We start from the raw sequence: 17,156 nt of genomic DNA, 5'->3' as shown, positions 1-17,156 counted from the left end.
CGGCCTTGCAGCGCGCCGTGGCATGCGCCGATCCGCCCGCACGCGTCCCGCCGCCGTCCTCGCCGCGCTCGCCCTCGCGCCGGGCTGCGCGCCGCCCCCGCTCGACGCTGCGCCGCCGGGGACGGCGGGCGAGCGGGTCCGGATCGTCAGCTGGAACGTCCACGACCTGTTCGACGATGTCGATCGGCTCGAGCCGCCCGGCGCGCTCGACACCGTCGCGACCGCGGACGAGGTCGAGGCGAAGCTGGCGCGGGTCACGGCGGTGCTGGCGCGGCTGGACGCCGACCTGGTGCTGCTCCAGGAGGTCGAGACCGCCGCGCTGGCCGGGGCGCTGGCGGCGCGGGCGGGGTACGCGGAGGCGCGGCTGGTGGAGGGGAACGATCCGCGCGGCATCGACGTCGCGGTCCTCTCGCGGCTGCCGCTGCGCGCCTACGTCAGCCACCGGGACGAGCGGGACGCCTCGGGCCGGCCGCTGTTCCCGCGCGACTGCGTGGAGGCGCACGCGGCGCTCCCGGACGGCGGGACGCTGGCGCTGGTGGGCAGCCACCTCAGCTCGGCGCTCTCCGACGACGGGACGCGCCGCGCGGAGCAGGCGGCCCGCCTGCGCGAGGTCGCGGACGGGCTGCTCCGCGCCGGCGCGCGGGTGGTCGCGGGCGGCGACCTGAACGACGAGGCCGGGTCGACCGCGCTCGCCCCGCTGCTCGGCGACGGCGGCTGGATCGATCCGGCCGCGGCGTTGCCGCCGGAGGCGCGGTGGACCTGGTCCGGCGGAGCGGCCCGCGCCGCGCTCGATCACCTGGCCATCCCGCGGGCGGACGCAGGCTCGGTGGTACAGGCGGCGATCGCGGGAGGGCCGGACGTGCAGGCGGCCTCGGATCACCGGCCGGTGGTGCTGGACCTGTGGCTGCAGTAGGGCCGGGAGACGCAGGGGTTCCACCGTGTCGCCTGGGTCCAGACATTTCGGCGGGGGGTGGCGCATGGCCAGCGATCGGCGTCCGGACGATCCGAGGGTTCCGGAGGTGGTGGAGGGGCTCGCCGGCGGGCCCGGGCCGGCTCCGCCCGGCGTGGACGATGGGACGCCGCACCCCGGGGCCGAACCGCCCGGGCGGGCGCCCGAGCCGGACGCGCAGCGAACCGTGACCGATGCCGCGGAGCGGAGCGCCGGCACGCGGAAGGCGCACGTCGACGAGGCGCGGCGCGCCCATCAGGCGCGCGAGGGAGAGAAGGGCGACAAGGGCGAGGGCGGCGAGCCGGCGCACGAGCCGCAGGCGCCGCGCGGCGCGGGCGAGCGCGAGGGCGGGGGAGGCACGCGGCGGTGAGGCGGGACCTGGCGGGGAAGGTCGCGGTGGTGACGGGGGCGTCGGCGGGCGTGGGGCGCGCGCGGTGGCGCGCGAGCTGGGGCGGGCGCGGATGCGCGTGGCGCTGATCGCGCGCAACGCCGAGGCCCTCGAGAACGCCGCCCGCGAGATCCGCGGCGCGGGCGGCGAGGCCATCGCCGTGGTGGCCGACGTCTCGGACGCCGGCGCGGTGGACGCGGCCGCGGACGCGGTGGTGCGCGCGTGGGGCGGCATCGACGTGTGGGTGAACGACGCGATGGTGAGCGTGTTCGCGCCGGTGATGGAGACGACGGCGGAGGAGTACCGGCGCGTCACCGAGGTGACGTACCTCGGCTACGTCCACGGCACGCGGGCGGCGCTCCGCCACATGCTGCCGCGCAACCGGGGGCACGTCGTCCAGGTCGGGTCCGCCCTCTGCTACCGCTCCATCCCGCTGCAGAGCGCCTACTGCGCCGCGAAGGCAGCGGTCCGCGGCTTCACCGACGCGCTCCGCTGCGAGCTCGCGCACGATCGCAGCCGCGTGCGGCTCTCGATGGTGCACCTGCCGGCGGTCAACACGCCGCAGTTCGAGCTGGTCCGGACGCGCTTGCCCGGCCACCCGAAGCCGGTGCCGCCCATCTACCAGCCCGAGGTGATCGCGCGCGCGGTGCTGGCGGTGGTGCGGCGGCCGCGCCGCGAGCTGTGGGTCACGTGGAGCACGGTGCGTGCGATCCTCGGTCAGCGGACGATCCCGGGGCTGCTCGATCGCTACCTGGGCCGGATCGGCTACCGCGCGCAGCAGGCCGATCGCCCGCCCGAGCCGGGGCGGCCGGACGATCTCGATCGGCCGGTGCCGGGAGATCACGGCGCACACGGCGAGTTCTCGGCGGAGGCCCGGCGCCGCAGCGCATCGCTCTGGCTCACGCTCCACCGCCGAAGCCTGGCCGCGGGGGCGGTGCTCCTGGCCGCGGGGGCGGTGTGGGCTTCACGAAGCGTGCGTGGGGCCACCTGAAGCGGGGACGCGCCGGCGCTCGGATGGGGCGCTCGTGCGCACCGCGCTGCGAGGTCGTCTCATGGCCGTGGGTCGCCGGGTCACGCGATACCTGCGCGCCGGTTCCACCGGTATGTTCCTCGCCGAGGCTGAGGAGCGGGAGCGGACGTCCGGGACGGGGGGGTTCCCGCTCCTCAGCCAAGCTCCAGGGGGGAGCAGGACCCGCGCCAGCATGCACCTGCATGCTGGCGCGGCCGCTTTTCGGCGCCGCGCTGGCAGCCCCGGGCCGGTCCGCGTGGTATGTAGCGCCGGTCGGCTCCGCCGAACGGGGCGCTAGCTCAATGGTAGAGCAGCGGCCTTTTAAGCCGTTGGCTCAGGGTTCGAGTCCCTGGCGCCCCACTCCCGAGGGCTGCGCCCTCGCCCCGCCGCCCCGGCCTCGCCGGAGCGCGTCGGGGGTCCCGATCCCGCTCGCACCGAGGCGATCGGCCCGGCGGCGCGCGCCAGCGGCCTCCGCCCTACATCTTCCGCCCGCGGCCACATGCCTCGGACCGTCGGTTTGGGCCCGAGATCGGCCCCGGCTATCTTCGATCTCGGGCGGCGATCCCAGCGGTCGCCGGGGGGAAGCACCGATGACGCGGCAGGAGCCGGGGGAGGGCCACACCATCCACCGGGATGGCGTGTTCGACGCGTCGGCGGCGGAGGACGTGGCGCGCTGCCTCGCGTCCGCCGCGCCCGACGCGCAGGTCCGCGTCGATCTCACCCACGTGCGCGAGTTCCACGACTTCGGCGTGGCCGTGCTGGCCCGGGCGCTGGCCGCCTGCCCGGCCCGCGTGTCGGTGCGCGGCCTGCGCCAGCACCACCGGCGCCTGCTGCGCTACCTGGGCGTGACCGGGACCCCGGACGACGGGGCGAACGCCCCCGCATAGGCCGCCGGCTCACGGCTCCCGCGCCCGCACCCGCACGCCGTCGCGGAGCGCGCCGGTGGGCCGGAGCACCACCGGCGCTCCCTCTGCGAGCCCCTCGGCGATCTCCACCTCGGTGGCGGCCATCGCGCCCAGCCGGACCGGGCACAGCCGCGCCCGCCCGCCCTCGACCGCGTACACCGCCCAGCCGCGGTCGCCCCGGAACACGCTGCTCGCGGGCACGAGCAGCGCGTCCGGCCGGCGCGCCACCTCCACGCGGCCCTCGACGCGCCAGCCGTCGCCGAGCGGCGCCCACGCGCCCGCCGCGCCGGCCGGATCGACCAGCACGTTCACGCGCTGCTCCTCGACGCCGAGCGCGCTCACCTTCGTGAACGCGCTCGGCTCGACGCGGCGGACCCGGCCCGCGAGCGGCGCGTCGCCGCCCCAGGCCGTCAGCTCCACCTCCGCGCCGGGGCGCACCCGCGAGGCCTGCTCGGTGAGGAGCTCGAGCGCGACCTCGAGATCGCGCGGGTCGCCCAGCTCGAGCACGGGCGTGCCGGCGAGCACGGGACCCGGGCTCTCCTGCGCGACGCGCAGCACCACGCCGGCCACCGGCGAGGCGACCGGGACGGCGCCGCCGGCCGCGCCGCGGGGCGCGGCGAGCACGGCCTCGGCCGCGATGCGCTCCGCCCGCACCCGCCCGACCGTGGCCTGCGCGGCGTCCACCTCCTCGCGCGCAGCGCGCGCAGTGGCCTCCGCGGCGTCGTGCTCGCTCGCCGCCATGGCCGAGGCGGCGAGGAGGGCGCGGGCCCGCGCCAGGGTCCGCGCCGCGTCGGCCTCCACCACCCGGGCCCTTCGCAGCGCCGCCTCCGCCTGCGCCTCGGCGGCCGTCGCCGCCGCCGCGCGCGCCCGGGCCTCGGAGCGCGCGCGCGGGTCGAGCGGCGTCGGCGTGAGCGGGAGCACCCGGGCCACCACCGCGCCGGCGCGCACCGTGTCCCCGGCGTGGACCTCGACTCGCTCGAGCGCGCCGGTCACCGGGGCGGAGACGGCATGCCGCTCTCGCACCCGCGCCTTCCCGGTGCCCTCCACCCACTCGGCGATGGGGCCGCGGGTCGCGCGCCGGACCTCCACCTCGGCCGCACCCCTGCCGAGGACCGCCGCCGCGCCCGCCAGCGCGAGCGCCACCATCGCTCCGAGCACCATCCAGCGCCGCATCGCTCACTCCCGCGCCTTCAGCACCTCCACCAGATCCACCTTCCCGACCCAGCGCCGCGCCAGCGCCACGAGCAGCCCGCTCGCGGCGCAGACCACGCCCACCGCCCGCGCCCACGTGCCGGGCGAGATGACCACCGGCAGCCGGAACAGGTCGGACGACACCAGCCGCGAGGTGAGCGTGGCCAGCCCGAGCCCGAGGGCGCAGCCGGCCGGGATGGCCAGGAGGACCAGCACCGCCAGCTCGCCGGCCAGGATGCGCCACGCCTCGCCCGGCGTGAACCCGAGCACCTGCAGCGTGGCGAGCTCGCGCTGCCGCTCGGCGTGCGCGACCCGGGCCGCGTTGTAGATGACGCCGCCGGCGAGCACGAGCGCGAACCCGGCCAGCACCGCGACCACGCCGCCCATGAAGCGCCCGATCACCGTCTCCATCGAGCGCCGCAGCTCGTCCCCGAGCGTGACCGCCGCCACCCGGGGCCGCTCCGCCAGCCGAGCCTCCACCTGCGGGCCCGCGCCGGTCGCGAGCGCGAGCAGCGCGCCGCTGGCGCGCGGGCCGTCGCCGAGGGCGGCGTCGAGGCGCGCCCGGCTCAGCGTCGCGCTCACGCCCACGAAGTCGTCCACCAGCGCGGCCACCGGCAGCGCCAGCACCGGGCGCCGCCCCTCGTGGACCTCGGCGAGCACCGTGTCGCCCGGGCCGACGGCGAGCATGCGCGCGAGCTGCGACGAGAGCACCACGCCGGCCGGCGGCACCGGCACCTCGCGCCCGCTCGCGTCCACCAGGCGCCACAGGCGCGCGCCGGGGTCGAGGCCGGCGATCTCCGTCCGGTGGCTGCGCGGCCCGCTCCGCAGCGTCGCGGGCACGCCGCGGAACGGCTCCGCCGCGCGCACGCCGGGCAGGGCGCGCAGCTCCGCCAGCGCGTCGGCGCCGACCGCCTCGGTGAACACCACGATCGCGTCCTCGCGGCGCGCCTCCCGGAACTGGACGCCGAGCAGGTGATGGAGCGCGTCCTGCATGGCGCCGGCGAGGACGATCACCGCGATCCCGCAGGCCACGCCGAGCGCGGACAGGCCGGCCCGCACCGGACGGCGGGACAGGTTGCGCAGCACCATCCGCCAGGCGGGCGGGACGCCGGGCTGGGCCAGCAGGCGGTCGAGGCGCGTGGCGCGGAACGCGGGCGGCGGCTCGGGGCGCATCGCCTCGGCGGGCGGGAGCCGGGCGGCGCGGGCCACCGCGGCGGCCACGCCCACCAGCGCCGCGAGCGCGCACAGGGCCGCGCCGGAGGCGACCACCGCCGGGGCATCGGCGTAGACGAGGAACGGGAACCGGTAGAACTCCGCGTACATGCGGGCGAGCCCGCGGCCGAGCAGCGCGCCGCCGGCCGCGCCCGCGGCGGCGCCGGCCGCCACCACCACGCCCACCAGCTTCGCGTAGTGGATCGCCAGCGCGAGGTCGGAGTAGCCCAGCGCCTTCAGCATGCCCACCTGCGGCCGCTGCTGCGCCACGAGCCGCGACACGATCACGGACAGCAGGAACGCGGCGACGCCGAGGAAGATGGCGGGCATCACCAGCGCCAGCGCCCGGAGCTGCGTCAGCTCGTCGGAGAGGTAGCGGTGCGAGGCCTGGTCCCGGCGGGCGTGGGCGCCGACGCCGCCCCAGGGCTCGAGCACCCGGTCCACCGCGGCGAGGACGTCCGGCTCGGCCGCGCCCGGGCCGAGGCGCAGCGCCACCGCGTTGAACGCGCCGTCCAGCCCCGCCGCCTCCGCCAGGTCGGTGCGCGGCGCCCAGACCACCCCGAAGCTCCGGTCGTCCGGGAACAGCATGCCGGGCCCGACGGCGTAGACGTACTCGGGCGAGAGCGCCACGCCGACGACGCGCAGCCGCGTGCGGCGGCCGTTCAGCACCGCAGCGAGGTCGTCGCCGGGGCCGAGCCGGTTCGCGACGGCGAAGCCCTCGGTGAGGACCGCCACGCCGCGCTCGCCGGGCAGCGGGAGGCGACCGGCCCGCAGCGCGAGCACGTTGAGCCGCGGCGCCGCGCGGTCGGGCAGGGACACGAACGTCGCCCGCGCCCGGCGCGCGTCGGGCAGGTCCAGGCGACCGGGCCAGATCACCCGCGTCTCCACCTCGGCCACGCCGGCGACGGCGGCGAGGCGCGCGCCCACCGGCTCGGGCGCGCGCCGCACCGAGGCGAACGCGTCGGCGAACCGCTGGCGCGCGTAGTACGCGTCGCGGGTCCGCAGCATGGCGCGCTCGGTGAGCACCGTGGTCACCCACACCGCCATGGCGCTCGCGATCAGCGCGCCCACCGCCACCGCCTGGCCGCGCATGCGCCCGAGGTCGTGCCAGGCCTTGTGGTCGAGCGCGCTCACCAGGCGATCTCCGCGGCCGGCGCGCGCCGCGCGTTGTGGTCGACGCGCGCGATGCGGCCGTCGCGCACGTGCACCACCCGGTCTGCCAGCGCGGCGATGGCGGCGTTGTGGGTGATGACCACCACGGTCGTGCCGAGCTCCCGGTTCACCTGCTCGAGCACCTCCAGCACCACGCGGCCGGTGGCGGCGTCGAGCGCGCCGGTCGGCTCGTCGCAGAGCAGCACGTCCGGGCGCTTCGCCACCGCGCGGGCGATGGCGACGCGCTGCTGCTCGCCGCCGGAGAGCTGGGAGGGGAAGTGGTCGAGCCGCTCGCCCAGGCCGACCCGCCGCAGCGCCTCGTCCGCGGGCATCGGGTCGGGCGCGATCTCGCAGGCGAGCGCCACGTTCTCGCGCGCGGTGAGGCTCGGGACGAGGTTGTAGAGCTGGAACACGAACCCGACGTGCTCGCGCCGGTAGCGGGTGAGCGCGCGCGCGGAGGCGCCGACGAGGTCGTGCTCGCGGTAACGGACGCGTCCGCCGGTGGGCACGTCCAGGCCGCCGAGGATGTTGAGGAGCGTGGACTTCCCGCTGCCGGAGGGGCCGAGGATCACCACCAGCTCGCCGTCGTACAGCTCGAGGTCCACGCCGCGGAGCGCGGGGACGTCCACCTCGCCCATCCGGTAGACCTTCTCCAGGCCGCGCGCCTCGAACGCGGGGATCCGCTCGCCGTCCGCTCGCGCCGGGCTCGCCATGTCCCCCCCGCACGGCGGGCGCGCGGGGTCACCGCGCCGCGCACGCCCGGTGCACAGCGTCGCCCCTCCACGGTCCGGCGGGGGAGACGAAAGCGGGGTGCCGCGGACGCGTGCGCGCCGCGTCCGCAGGCCGCCAGGCGCCCGGCGCGCGTCGGCACGCGGCCGGCGTCGGCCCCGCCGCGTGCGCACCGCCGAGCGCAGCACGCGCAGCGCGGCCGCACCGAAGCGGTGGTGAACGGTGCGTGAGGGCGGAGGGGATGCTCCGGGCCGCTCAGACCCGCCCGTGCCGGCGGCCGCCGACCTCGACCACGTCGGCGGGATCCGCCTCGGGCACGTCGTCGGAGGGGCCCGCGGTGCGGGCGCGCCGGGGGAACGCCGCGGACGGCGCCGTCGGGCGCTGCTCGGCCTCGAGCCGCGCGAACCAGCGGGCCGCGGTGGCCTTCACGCGCGCCCAGCGGACGTCCTCCGGGCTTGCCATGGGGATGCCGGCGGTGGTCGCGGCCGGGGCGCCGACCAGGCGTGCGCCGGCGCGGCGCTGGAACACCTCGCCGTACAGCGAGGAGTGGGTCCGCGCGCAGAACGGGCACTGGTAGTAGCGGATCGGGCTCCCGGGGGCCGACCAGCTCGTCATCACCACCTTGCAGTGCGTGCACTCGACCGCGGTTTCCATCGATGTCGGGAGATATCATCCCCGCCCGGGCGGTCAAGAAAACGTCCACGATCACGCGGGCTTTTCACGGTGCGTCCGCGACCCGGACGCGGCGCGTCGGCCGCGCGCGCGGCGGCGACGGGGCGGTATGGTGAGGGCATGGCGACGCTGGTGAACCTGGACGGCGCGCTGGTCGCGCCGGCGGACGCGAAGGTCTCGGTGCTCGACCGCGGCTTCCTGTACGGCGACAGCGTGTACGAGGTGGTGCGCACGTACGGTGGACGGCCGTTCGAGCTCGACGCGCACCTCGCGCGGCTGGCGCGCTCGGCGGAGCGCACCGGGCTCGCGCCGCGATGGGACGGGCCGCGCACCGCGCGCGAGATCGCGCGCACGCTGGAGGCCGCGCAGTCGCTGGGCGCGCCGCCCGCGCCCGCCGATGCTGCGCCGTGGAACGCGGGCGAGTGGTACGTGCGCGTGGTGATGACGCGCGGCGCGGGGGAGATCGGGCTCGACCCCGCGCTCGCCGTGGATCCTCGGGCCGTGGTCATCGTCGCGCCGCTCGCGGCGCCGCCGGCGCGCGCGTACGCCGAGGGCGTGACGGTGGCGATCGCGAGCGTGCGGCGCGCCTCACCCGCCGCGGTGGACCCGGCCGCCAAGACCGGCGCGCACCTCTCGCACGTGCTCGCGGTGCGCGAGGCGCGCGCCGCGGGCGCGCACGAGGCGCTCCTGCTCGACGACGCGGGGATGGTCACCGAGGGCTCGTCCTCCAACGTGTTCGCCGTCGTCGGCGGGCGCCTCCGGACGCCGCCGCTGGCGGCCGGGATCCTGGAGGGCGTGACGCGGGGGGTGGTGCTCCGGCTCGCGCGCGAGGCGGGCGTGCCGGTGGAGGAGGCGCCGCTCGGCGTGGACGCGCTGGAGTCGGCCGCCGAGGCCTTCCTCACCTCGACCATGCGCGAGATCCTGCCGGTGGTGCGGGTGGGCGCGCGGCCGATCGGGACCGGGCGGCCCGGCGCGGTCACCGAGCGGCTGCACCGGGCCTTCCGCCGCCTCGCGGGCGGGCCGCCGGGCCTCGGCCCGCCGTGAACGTCCCGCCGCCGAGGGGTTCGCGCGCGGCGGCCGGCTCGTCGTAAGCTGGCGCGCTCATGGGCCGACTCCTCGCCGTGCTCCTCGCCGTCGCGCTCGCCGCGGAAGCGGCCCCGACGGCGCCGGGAGCCGTCCCCGAGCCCGCCGCGCCGGCGGAGCTGCCCGCGATCCCGCCGCCTGAGCCGGCCGCGCCCGCGCTCCCGGCCGCGGCGCCGCCCGCGGAGCCCGCCGCCTCGACGCCGGTCGCGTCGACGCCCGACGCCGCACCGGAGCCGGCCACGCCGCTCCCGCTCCCCCTGCCGCCGCCCGACGCCGCGGTGCTCGCGCCGCCGCCGGCCGCCGACCTCGCCGACCCGCTGGACCTGCTCTGGGGGCACCGGCTGGAGTTCGCGCCCGGTGGCGAGCCGCTCGTCACCATCCGGCTCATGGAGGGCCAGCGCGAGATCGCGTTCCGCCCGCTCGCGCGGGCGCGCGTGCTCCTGCGCGGCGGAGGCGAGCTCCGCGTGGAGGCCGGCACGCGCCTGCGGGTGCGCGCGCGAGAGGCCGTCCCCGCGGTGCTGGCCTGGCGCGCCCTGCTCGAGGAGGCGCCGCTCGCAGATCGCGCCCGGCTCGAGGCGGAGGCGCGGGCCTGGCGCGTGCGCGGCGTCCGCGCCGAGCCGCGGGTGGTGGGTGCGGTGTACGGCATCGCCGGGCGGGTGGTGGACAACCGCCGCGCGCTGCTGCTGGTGGACGGCGACGGGACGGAGGCGGGGGCGCGCGCGACCGTGGAGACGCTCCGGGCCGCGCACGGCGCACGGGCCACGCTGCACGCGACGCTGGTGGGCCGCCCGTCCGGGCGGCTCGAGCTGCTCGGCGACGGCGGGGCGCCGCTGGGCGAGGCGGACGCCGCGCTCACGCTCGCCGTGGAGGGCGAGGCGGGCTTCCTGGTGGAGGGCGTCGAGCACGAGCACGGGCGCGGCGGGCGGGCCCGCGAGGACCGCACCTACCGCGGCCGGCTCTACCTGACGCTCGACGCCGGCGGCGCGCTCGCGGCGGTGCACGGCGTGCCGCTCGAGGAGCTGCTGCGGGGGCTGGTGCCGAGCGAGATGCCGGCGTCGTCGCCGCGCGCGGCGCTGGAGGCGCAGGCGGTGACCGCCCGCTCCAACGTGCTCGCGCAGATCGGCACGCGCCACCTGACGGACCCGTTCATGCTCTGCGCCGAGGTGCACTGCCAGGCGTACCGCGGCGACGCGGCCCGCACCGGCCGCACCGACGCGGCGGTGCTCGCGACGCGGGGCGAGGCGCTGTTCGGTCGCGCCGACCGCACGCTGGTGAACGCGGTCTACTCGGCGATGTGCGGCGGCCACGGCGAGCACAACGACGCGGTGTGGGACGGGACGCCGGATCCGAGCCTGCGCGGGCGGCCCGACCTCCCGCCCGCCGCGGCGGCGCGCTGGCCGGTGGGCGTGGGGACGGACGCGCTGGTGCGCAGGTTCCTGGTGGCGGGCTCCGAGGCCTACTGCGCGCGGGCCGCGGGCGCGAGCCGCAGCCGCTTCCGCTGGACGCGCCGCCTGGACGCGGCGGCGCTGGCGCGGGTGGGCGCCGAGCTCGGGATCGGCCCGGCGACGGCGCTGCGCGTGACGGCGCGCGGGGTGTCCGGCCGCGCGCGGGAGCTGGAGGTGACGGGCGCGGCGGGCCGAGCCGAGGTCCGCGGCGAGCTGCGCATCCGCCGGCTGCTCGGCGGGCTCCCGTCGGCGATGTTCCTGGTCGAGCCGGAGCCGGGCGGCGCGCTGGCGCTCCGCGGGGGCGGCTGGGGCCACGGCGCCGGGATGTGCCAGTGGGGCGCGGTGGGGCGCGCGGAGGCCGGGCAGGACCACCGCGAGATCCTCCGCGCCTACTACTCGGGCGCCGAGGTCTCGTCCATCTACTGAGTGGAAGCTATCGGGTGGACTCGAGCGGCCCCGGCCACGCGTCGGCGCGCTGCAGGTCGTGCAGCCGCGCGTAGCCCAGCTCGCGGAGCGCCTTCGCCGCGATGGCGCTCCGCCGGCCGCTCCGGCAATAGAGCACGATGCTGGCGTCGCGGTCCGGGAGCTCGCCGGGCGCGCGGCGCGCGATCTCGTCGTACGGGATGTTGATCGCCCCCGGCGCGTGGCCGGCCGCGAACTCCTGCGGCGTGCGCACGTCCACGAGCCGGGCGCCCCCGTCCACCAGCGCCTTCGCGGTGGGGCCGTCCACCACCGGGGCGGCGGGCGGGCCGGCGGGCGCGCGGCTGCATGCGACCAGGGCCTGAAGGACGACGACCGCGGCGAGGGCGAGGCGGGCGCTGGGCATGGGTGGGGCTCCGATGGTGGCGTGTCTCAGGAGGAGAGCCGCGGCGGGGCGCGGAGGTTCGCCGCGCCACCGGAGGGGCCGCTCAGCGGCGATCGAGGTCGTCGAGGCGGAGCGTGTGGGTGCGGCGGCGGCGGCGCACCGACAGCAGCGCGATGCCCGCCGCCACCAGCGCGAGCACGCCCACCAGGGCCTCCACCAGCGCGATGCGCTGGAGCAGCACGGGATCGCCGCCCGGCGTGCGGGCGCCTTCCCATGCCTGCCACGCCCGCACCAGCATGAACGCCCCGCCCACGAGGAGCAGCGCGGCGCGCAGCAGGACTCGCGATCGCGACAGTCGCACGGCGAGAGGTATCGCACGGAAGGCGCGCGCGCGCACGCTCGCTCGCCCGCCGCCGCGATCGGGCCGGTGCCGGCCGTCGGAGGTGGCGCCAGCTTCTCCTCGGCGGCACTCCGCCGCCCTGGAACGGAAACCGGATGGACAACGACTGCACCGTGCTCGTCATCGAGGACGACGACGAGGCCCGGGCACCCCTGTGCGAGTTCCTCGGCGCGGCCGGCTACCGCGTGCGCGCCGCCCGCGGCGGCAACGAGGCGCTGGCCGACCTGGGCAGTGCGCCGGCGGGGGCGGTGCTGCTGGATCTAGTGATGCCCGAGCCGGACGGCTTCGAGGTGCTGCGCCGGGTGCGCGAGCGGGATCCGGCGCTCCCGGTCATCGTGCTCTCGGCGCTGTCGCAGACCGAGGACGTGGTGCGCGCCATGAAGCTCGGCGCGACCGACTACCTGCCGAAGCCGTTCGATCCCGCGGAGCTGGAGCTGGTACTGCGCCGCGCGCTCGACGGGCGCGCGCGGACGCGCTCCGAGACCGCGCCGGATCCCGGCACGCTGCCGCTGCTCTCCGGCGCGATGGACCGCGTCCGCGAGCTGGTCGAGCGGATCGCGGACACCGACGTGCCGGTGCTGCTGGTGGGCGAGAGCGGCGTGGGCAAGGACGTCATCGCCCGGCGCATCCACGCGGAGAGCCGGCGCGCCGCGCGGCCGTTCGTGAAGATCAACTGCGCCGCGCTGCCGGGCGAGCTGCTCGAGAGCGAGCTGTTCGGCCACGAGAAGGGCGCGTTCACCGGCGCGCACGCGGAGAAGCCGGGCAAGTTCGAGCTGGCGCACCAGGGCACCATCTTCCTCGACGAGATCGGCGAGATGGACCCGCGCCTGCAGGCCAAGCTGCTCCAGGTCCTCCAGGACGAGGAGTTCTACCGGGTGGGCGGGAAGCGGCCGGTGCGGGTGGACGCGCGCGTGGTGGTCGCGACCAACCGGAACCTCGAGCTGGCCATCCGGCAGGGCAGCTTCCGCGAGGACCTGTTCTACCGGCTGAACGTGGTCACCGTCCGCGTGCCGCCGCTGCGCGAGCGCAAGGAGGAGATCGGGCCGCTGGTCCGGCACTTCGTGCGCAAGTACCGCGAGCGCTACCAGGGTGGGCTGGAGGAGGTGCCGCCGGAGGTGATGGAGCGCTTCCACGCGTACGACTGGCCCGGGAACGTCCGCGAGCTGGAGAACCTGGTGCGGCGGCTGGTGGTGCTGCGCGACCCGGCCATGGTGCTCGGCGAGCTGGGCGCGCCCCGCGCCGCGGCCGGACCGGCGCCGGTGAACGTGGCCGCGAACCACGTGCGGCCGGGCGCCCCCGCGCTCCACGCGGCGCTCCCGGAGGACGCGCCGCTGAAGGACGTGGCGCGCCGCGCGGCGCGGATCGCCGAGCGCGAGGCCATCCTGCGCGCGCTCATGCGCACCGGCTGGAACAAGCGCAAGGCCGCGAAGCGGCTGCAGGTGAGCTACAAGGCGCTGCTCTACAAGATCAAGGACTGCGGGATCGTGGATCCGCGCGACGCCGCGACCGTCGACGAGGCCTGACGCCGGCGCCGGGAGCGCGCGGCCTGCGCGGGCGCGGCGGTGCGTCCTCGCACGGTGACGCTATGCGGCCGCCTCCTTGGTGGCGATGGTGCGGGCACGCCGCGGCCGAGGCCCGGTCCGCGCGCTCACCGCCAGGAACCCGAAGCCCAGCCCGAGCAGCACCGCCGGCTCGATCCAGGGCAGCGGGAACAGCCTGCAGATGATCATCCCGGCCCCGAACAGGCCGATCGTCCACGCCGCCGCCCTCAGCATCGGTCCCCTTCCGGCGCGCGCTGGCCAACCGCCGCCGCCGCGTCCTCCCGAACGTTCGGGCGCCCAGGCGCGCGCGGCAACGCGGGCACGCCGGTTCCGCGCGCGAGGAAAAACATTCGCCTGCGCCGCCCGCGCGGTTCCGCGACGCCGTGCGCCCGGCCGCGCGGCCAGGCCCGGACCGCCCGCCGAGCGGCGTTTCCCCGGGCAGCCGGTGCCGCGGCGGGGCGCATGGCATGCGCCGTGCTCGGTGCGAGCGCGTCCGATTGGCGGAGAGCCGCACCGGGGGAACGGAATGGCGCGTGGCAACGTGGCGATGACGGCGGTCCTGCTCCTGTCTGCGGCGTGCGCGGGGAAGAGCGCCTCCGAACGGGCCGGCACGCGCCCCGACGCGGGCGAGTACCGCATCGGGCGCGAGGACGTGCTCGAGGTGGTGGTGTGGCACGAGCCGGAGCTGACCCGCGTGGTGCCGGTGCGCCCCGACGGGCGCATCTCGCTCCCGCTCGCCGGCGAGGTGGAGGCGGCGGGGAAGACGCCCGCGGAGCTCCAGACCGGCCTCAGCAAGGCGCTCGGGACGTACATCAAGGACCCGGCGGTGGCGGTGCTGGTGCGCGAGATCAACGCATCCCGCGTGTTCGTGCTGGGCGAGGTGGCGCGGCCGGGCGGGTTCCCGCTGCGCGGCCCGGTGTCGGTGGTCCAGGCCATCGCGCTGGCGGGGGGCCGCACGCCCTACGGCGGCGACGAGGTGGTGTGGCTCCGGCAGAAGCCGGACGGCGGCGCGGATCGCGTGCGGCTGTCCTTCGACGATCTGGTGAAGGGGGAGGCGGCGGGTGCGCTCTGGCTCAAGGGCGGCGACGTCCTGTACGTGCCGTAGGGCGGCGCGGTCTCCGGCGGAGCGCGGGCGAGGACGGGCGATGGGTGCGAGGCGCGGGCTCGGGATCGCGGTGCTGTGGGCCGCGCTCCTGGCGCCGGCCGCGCGGGTGGCGGCGGTGACGGTGGCGGAGCCGATCGCCCGTCTCTCCCTGGAGGGCGGCTACGACACGAACGCGCTCTACCTCGGGCAGGGCGGCGATCGCACGGGGCGGATCTCGCCCGACGTGGGCTTCCGTCTCCTCGACCACCTCTTCAAGCTCACCGCGACGTACGGCGGGGACTGGCTGGTGTACGAGCGCCTCGCGTCGCACGGGATCTGGAACCACCGCGGCGCGCTCGATCTGGACGCGGCCCCCACCCAGCGGACGCGGGTCACCGCGTCGGCGCGCGGCGGCTACGCGTTCGACCCGGTCGGCCTGGCGCAGATGGGCATCTTCCGCACGGGCCAGCGCTCCGCCTGGACGGTCCAGGGGCGCGGACGCGCGGAGTGGGACGCCTCGCGACGGCTCGAGCTGGCCGTGACCGCGACGGAGCGGACGGTGGTCTTCTCCGACCGGAGCGGCGGCGCGATGCACGCCCCCGGCGCGGAGGCGCTGTGGCACGCGAGCGAGCGGCTCGCGGTGGGCGCGGCGTACGCCGCGGGCGTCTTCCAGGGCTTCGATCCGACCGGCGACTCGCTGGCGTGGTCGCAGGGGCTCCGCGCCAGGGCCCGCTACCGGATCACCCGCATGCTGGAGGTGGACGGGTACGCGGGGCCTGCCATGTGGATCGGGAACCGCGATCAGGCGCTGGTGCCCGAGGCGGGGGCGGAGCTCCGGCTGGCGCGGCGCGAGATGGACCTGCGCGTGGCGGTCGCGCACGGCTTGGGGATCGGCTCCACCGCGCGCCCCGGCCTGGTGGACTCGGCGGAGGTCGGCGTGGTGCGCAGGTTCGGTCTGCGCTTCGACGTGCGAGGCGACGGCGGGATCTGGCACTCCGGCGAGGTCCCGAGCGGGAGGAACTCGACGCTCGGGTACGCGGCGGCCGGTGAGGCCGGGATGATGGTGGGGGGCGGGGTCCGCGTCGCCCTCGGCGTGACGCACTTCGCGCGGATCGACGATCCGTCGGCGGACCTCCGGAGGACCACCGTGGGCATCCGGCTCGGGTGGACGCTGCCGGCGCGGTGAGGGGATACGGGACATGGAGCGGACCTACACGATTCACGACCTGTTCGCGGCGCTCCGGCGGCGGAAGGTGATCGCGCTGGTGGTGTCGGTCATCGTGCTCGCCACCGGGGCGGCGATCGCGCTGCTCACGCCGGCCGAGTACACGGCGTCCTCCACCGTGCAGATCGAGCCGCGGCGGCTCCCGGTGGACTTCTTCCCGGCCCAGGGCGTCGCGCCCTTCGAGGACCGGATGCGGACGATCAAGCACGGCATCCTGGCGCGGCCGGTCCTGGAGAAGGTCGTGAAGGAGACCGACTTCTTCCCGGACCTGCGCGGCGATCTCGACCAGGCGGTCGAGAAGCTGCGGCGGCAGGTCGAGGTCCGGCTCGAGGGCGAGGTGCCCGGCGGTCCGCCCGCGCTGCTGTTCGTGGTGGAGGTGCGGGGCGCCGATCCACGCAAGGTGAAGGCGGCGGCGGAGCTGCTCCCGCGCTTCTACGAGCAGATGACCCGCGAGGTGCTGGCCAGCCAGGCGCGCGCGCTGCGCGAGACGCTCGACGCGCAGACCACCGAGATGTCGAAGGCGCTCGCCGACCACGAGCGCAAGATCCTCGGCTTCAAGCTGGAGCACGCCGCCGAGCTGCCGGAGATGATCGACACGAACGCGCGCGCCGCCGCGCGGGCCCAGGCGCTGGTGGAGATGCACCTGTCCGCGATCGCCGACGCCCGGCGCCGGCGCAACACGGTGCTGGCGTCGATCCCGGAAGGCCCGAGCGCGCCCGGCATGAGCGAGGCCGCGCTGGACGCCGCGCAGCGGCGCGTGCAGGCGGCCGAGGCGGCCTACGGGCCGCAGCACCCCGACGTGCGCCGCGCGCGGCGCGAGCTGGACGAGGCGAAGGGGCGGCGCGACGAGGAGGTCGAGGGCTACCGCAAGGGCCGCGTCGCGGAGCAGCTGGCCCGCCTCGACGAGGAGGTCTCGGAGCACCAGCAGGCGCTGACCGGGCTCCAGGCCGAGCTGGCCTCGTACCAGAAGCGCGTCGAGGCCGCGCCGCGCTGGGGCCAGGAGCTGGCGGCGCGCTCGCGCGACTACGAGGTGCTGCGCGCGAAGTACGTCTCGACCGTCTCCCGGCGCGCCGACGCGGCGGCCGCCGAGCAGCTGCTCGCGGCGGACGGCCAGGCGCTGTTCCGCGTCATCGAGCCGGCGCTCGCGCCGACCCGCCCGTCGGCGCCGGATCGCGGGCGGATGCTGCTGCTGGCGCTGCTCGCCAGCGTCGCCGCCGGCCTGGCCGCGGCCGGCCTGGCGGAGTGGCTCGACGGCTCCATGCGCGGTCCGGAGGACGCGGCCGCGCTGGGCGTGCCGGTCCTCGCCGCCATCCCGCGCATCGGTCCCCGCAGCCACGCGTCGTGAACCCCTCACCGGAGCGAACGC

At 77.5% G+C, this 17,156-nt stretch carries 17 protein-coding genes and 1 tRNA gene; 11 read left to right on the top strand and 7 right to left on the bottom strand.

Going from position 1 to position 17,156, the window contains the following annotated elements; all coding sequences use genetic code 11:
* Positions 1-22 precede the first annotated feature (22 nt).
* From A2CP1_RS14355 to A2CP1_RS14335, 5 genes are all read left to right on the top strand, one after another.
* Positions 23-913: an endonuclease/exonuclease/phosphatase family protein gene (locus tag A2CP1_RS14355; protein WP_012633937.1), complete on the top strand. Its 891-nt coding sequence runs from the start codon at positions 23-25 to the stop codon at positions 911-913.
* Positions 914-977: 64 nt separating this feature from the next.
* Positions 978-1,319 carry a hypothetical protein gene (locus tag A2CP1_RS14350; protein WP_041450518.1) on the top strand — a complete coding sequence of 114 codons (342 nt, stop codon included), beginning with the start codon at positions 978-980 and terminating at the stop codon, positions 1,317-1,319.
* Between the two features lie 64 nt (positions 1,320-1,383).
* A complete protein-coding gene (locus A2CP1_RS14345; protein WP_245529784.1) occupies positions 1,384-2,328 on the top strand; it encodes an SDR family oxidoreductase in 945 nt (314 codons plus the stop codon).
* A 306-nt stretch (positions 2,329-2,634) separates the two neighbouring features.
* Positions 2,635-2,706, top strand: a tRNA-Lys gene (locus A2CP1_RS14340).
* A 230-nt stretch (positions 2,707-2,936) separates the two neighbouring features.
* Positions 2,937-3,233, top strand: coding sequence for an STAS domain-containing protein (locus A2CP1_RS14335; RefSeq protein WP_012633934.1), 297 nt, complete (start codon positions 2,937-2,939; stop codon positions 3,231-3,233).
* Between the two features lie 9 nt (positions 3,234-3,242).
* Here the strand turns inward: A2CP1_RS14335 and A2CP1_RS14330 are convergent, their stop codons facing one another.
* The 4 genes from A2CP1_RS14330 to A2CP1_RS14315 all read right to left on the bottom strand — a co-directional run bounded on the left by A2CP1_RS14330 (position 3,243) and on the right by A2CP1_RS14315 (position 8,189).
* Positions 3,243-4,424 (bottom strand): efflux RND transporter periplasmic adaptor subunit, encoded by a 1,182-nt coding sequence (locus A2CP1_RS14330; RefSeq protein WP_012633933.1) that lies wholly within the window; start codon positions 4,422-4,424, stop codon positions 3,243-3,245.
* A gap of 3 nt (positions 4,425-4,427) precedes the next feature.
* Complete coding sequence (locus tag A2CP1_RS14325) at positions 4,428-6,788, bottom strand: ABC transporter permease (RefSeq protein WP_012633932.1); 2,361 nt, start codon at positions 6,786-6,788, stop codon at positions 4,428-4,430.
* Positions 6,785-7,519: an ABC transporter ATP-binding protein gene (locus tag A2CP1_RS14320; RefSeq protein WP_012633931.1), complete on the bottom strand. Its 735-nt coding sequence runs from the start codon at positions 7,517-7,519 to the stop codon at positions 6,785-6,787. Before A2CP1_RS14320 ends, A2CP1_RS14325 begins: the two co-directional genes overlap by 4 nt.
* 271 nt (positions 7,520-7,790) lie before the next feature.
* Complete coding sequence (locus A2CP1_RS14315) at positions 7,791-8,189, bottom strand: hypothetical protein (protein ID WP_012633930.1); 399 nt, start codon at positions 8,187-8,189, stop codon at positions 7,791-7,793.
* A 138-nt stretch (positions 8,190-8,327) separates the two neighbouring features.
* Between A2CP1_RS14315 and A2CP1_RS14310 the strand changes: the two genes are divergently transcribed.
* Both A2CP1_RS14310 and A2CP1_RS14305 read left to right on the top strand, forming a co-directional pair.
* Entirely contained in the window at positions 8,328-9,251 is a 924-nt protein-coding gene (locus tag A2CP1_RS14310; protein ID WP_012633929.1) for an aminotransferase class IV, read from the top strand.
* A gap of 59 nt (positions 9,252-9,310) precedes the next feature.
* Positions 9,311-11,161 carry a SpoIID/LytB domain-containing protein gene (locus A2CP1_RS14305; RefSeq protein WP_012633928.1) on the top strand — a complete coding sequence of 617 codons (1,851 nt, stop codon included), beginning with the start codon at positions 9,311-9,313 and terminating at the stop codon, positions 11,159-11,161.
* Between the two features lie 7 nt (positions 11,162-11,168).
* Here the strand turns inward: A2CP1_RS14305 and A2CP1_RS14300 are convergent, their stop codons facing one another.
* Together A2CP1_RS14300 and A2CP1_RS14295 are read right to left on the bottom strand one after the other, a co-directional pair.
* Positions 11,169-11,561, bottom strand: coding sequence for a rhodanese-like domain-containing protein (locus A2CP1_RS14300; RefSeq protein ID WP_012633927.1), 393 nt, complete (start codon positions 11,559-11,561; stop codon positions 11,169-11,171).
* An 82-nt stretch (positions 11,562-11,643) separates the two neighbouring features.
* A complete protein-coding gene (locus A2CP1_RS14295; protein ID WP_041450517.1) occupies positions 11,644-11,901 on the bottom strand; it encodes a hypothetical protein in 258 nt (85 codons plus the stop codon).
* A 134-nt stretch (positions 11,902-12,035) separates the two neighbouring features.
* On the opposite strand from A2CP1_RS14295, the gene A2CP1_RS14290 reads away from it, so the two are divergent.
* Positions 12,036-13,463 carry a sigma-54-dependent transcriptional regulator gene (locus A2CP1_RS14290; RefSeq protein ID WP_012633925.1) on the top strand — a complete coding sequence of 476 codons (1,428 nt, stop codon included), beginning with the start codon at positions 12,036-12,038 and terminating at the stop codon, positions 13,461-13,463.
* Between the two features lie 60 nt (positions 13,464-13,523).
* Here the strand turns inward: A2CP1_RS14290 and A2CP1_RS14285 are convergent, their stop codons facing one another.
* Entirely contained in the window at positions 13,524-13,715 is a 192-nt protein-coding gene (locus A2CP1_RS14285) for a hypothetical protein (protein ID WP_012526744.1), read from the bottom strand.
* A gap of 292 nt (positions 13,716-14,007) precedes the next feature.
* On the opposite strand from A2CP1_RS14285, the gene A2CP1_RS14280 reads away from it, so the two are divergent.
* The 3 genes from A2CP1_RS14280 to A2CP1_RS14270 are packed head-to-tail and all read left to right on the top strand — an operon-like array spanning position 14,008 to position 17,135.
* Positions 14,008-14,586, top strand: coding sequence for a polysaccharide biosynthesis/export family protein (locus A2CP1_RS14280; protein WP_012526743.1), 579 nt, complete (start codon positions 14,008-14,010; stop codon positions 14,584-14,586).
* A 40-nt stretch (positions 14,587-14,626) separates the two neighbouring features.
* A complete protein-coding gene (locus A2CP1_RS14275) occupies positions 14,627-15,751 on the top strand; it encodes a hypothetical protein (protein ID WP_012526742.1) in 1,125 nt (374 codons plus the stop codon).
* Between the two features lie 13 nt (positions 15,752-15,764).
* Positions 15,765-17,135 carry a GumC family protein gene (locus tag A2CP1_RS14270; protein WP_012633924.1) on the top strand — a complete coding sequence of 457 codons (1,371 nt, stop codon included), beginning with the start codon at positions 15,765-15,767 and terminating at the stop codon, positions 17,133-17,135.
* The last annotated feature ends 21 nt before the right edge of the window (positions 17,136-17,156 follow it).

This window comes from Anaeromyxobacter dehalogenans 2CP-1 (assembly GCF_000022145.1).
Classification (GTDB): domain Bacteria; phylum Myxococcota; class Myxococcia; order Myxococcales; family Anaeromyxobacteraceae; genus Anaeromyxobacter; species Anaeromyxobacter dehalogenans.
This window is presented reverse-complemented; position numbering and strand designations above follow the sequence as displayed.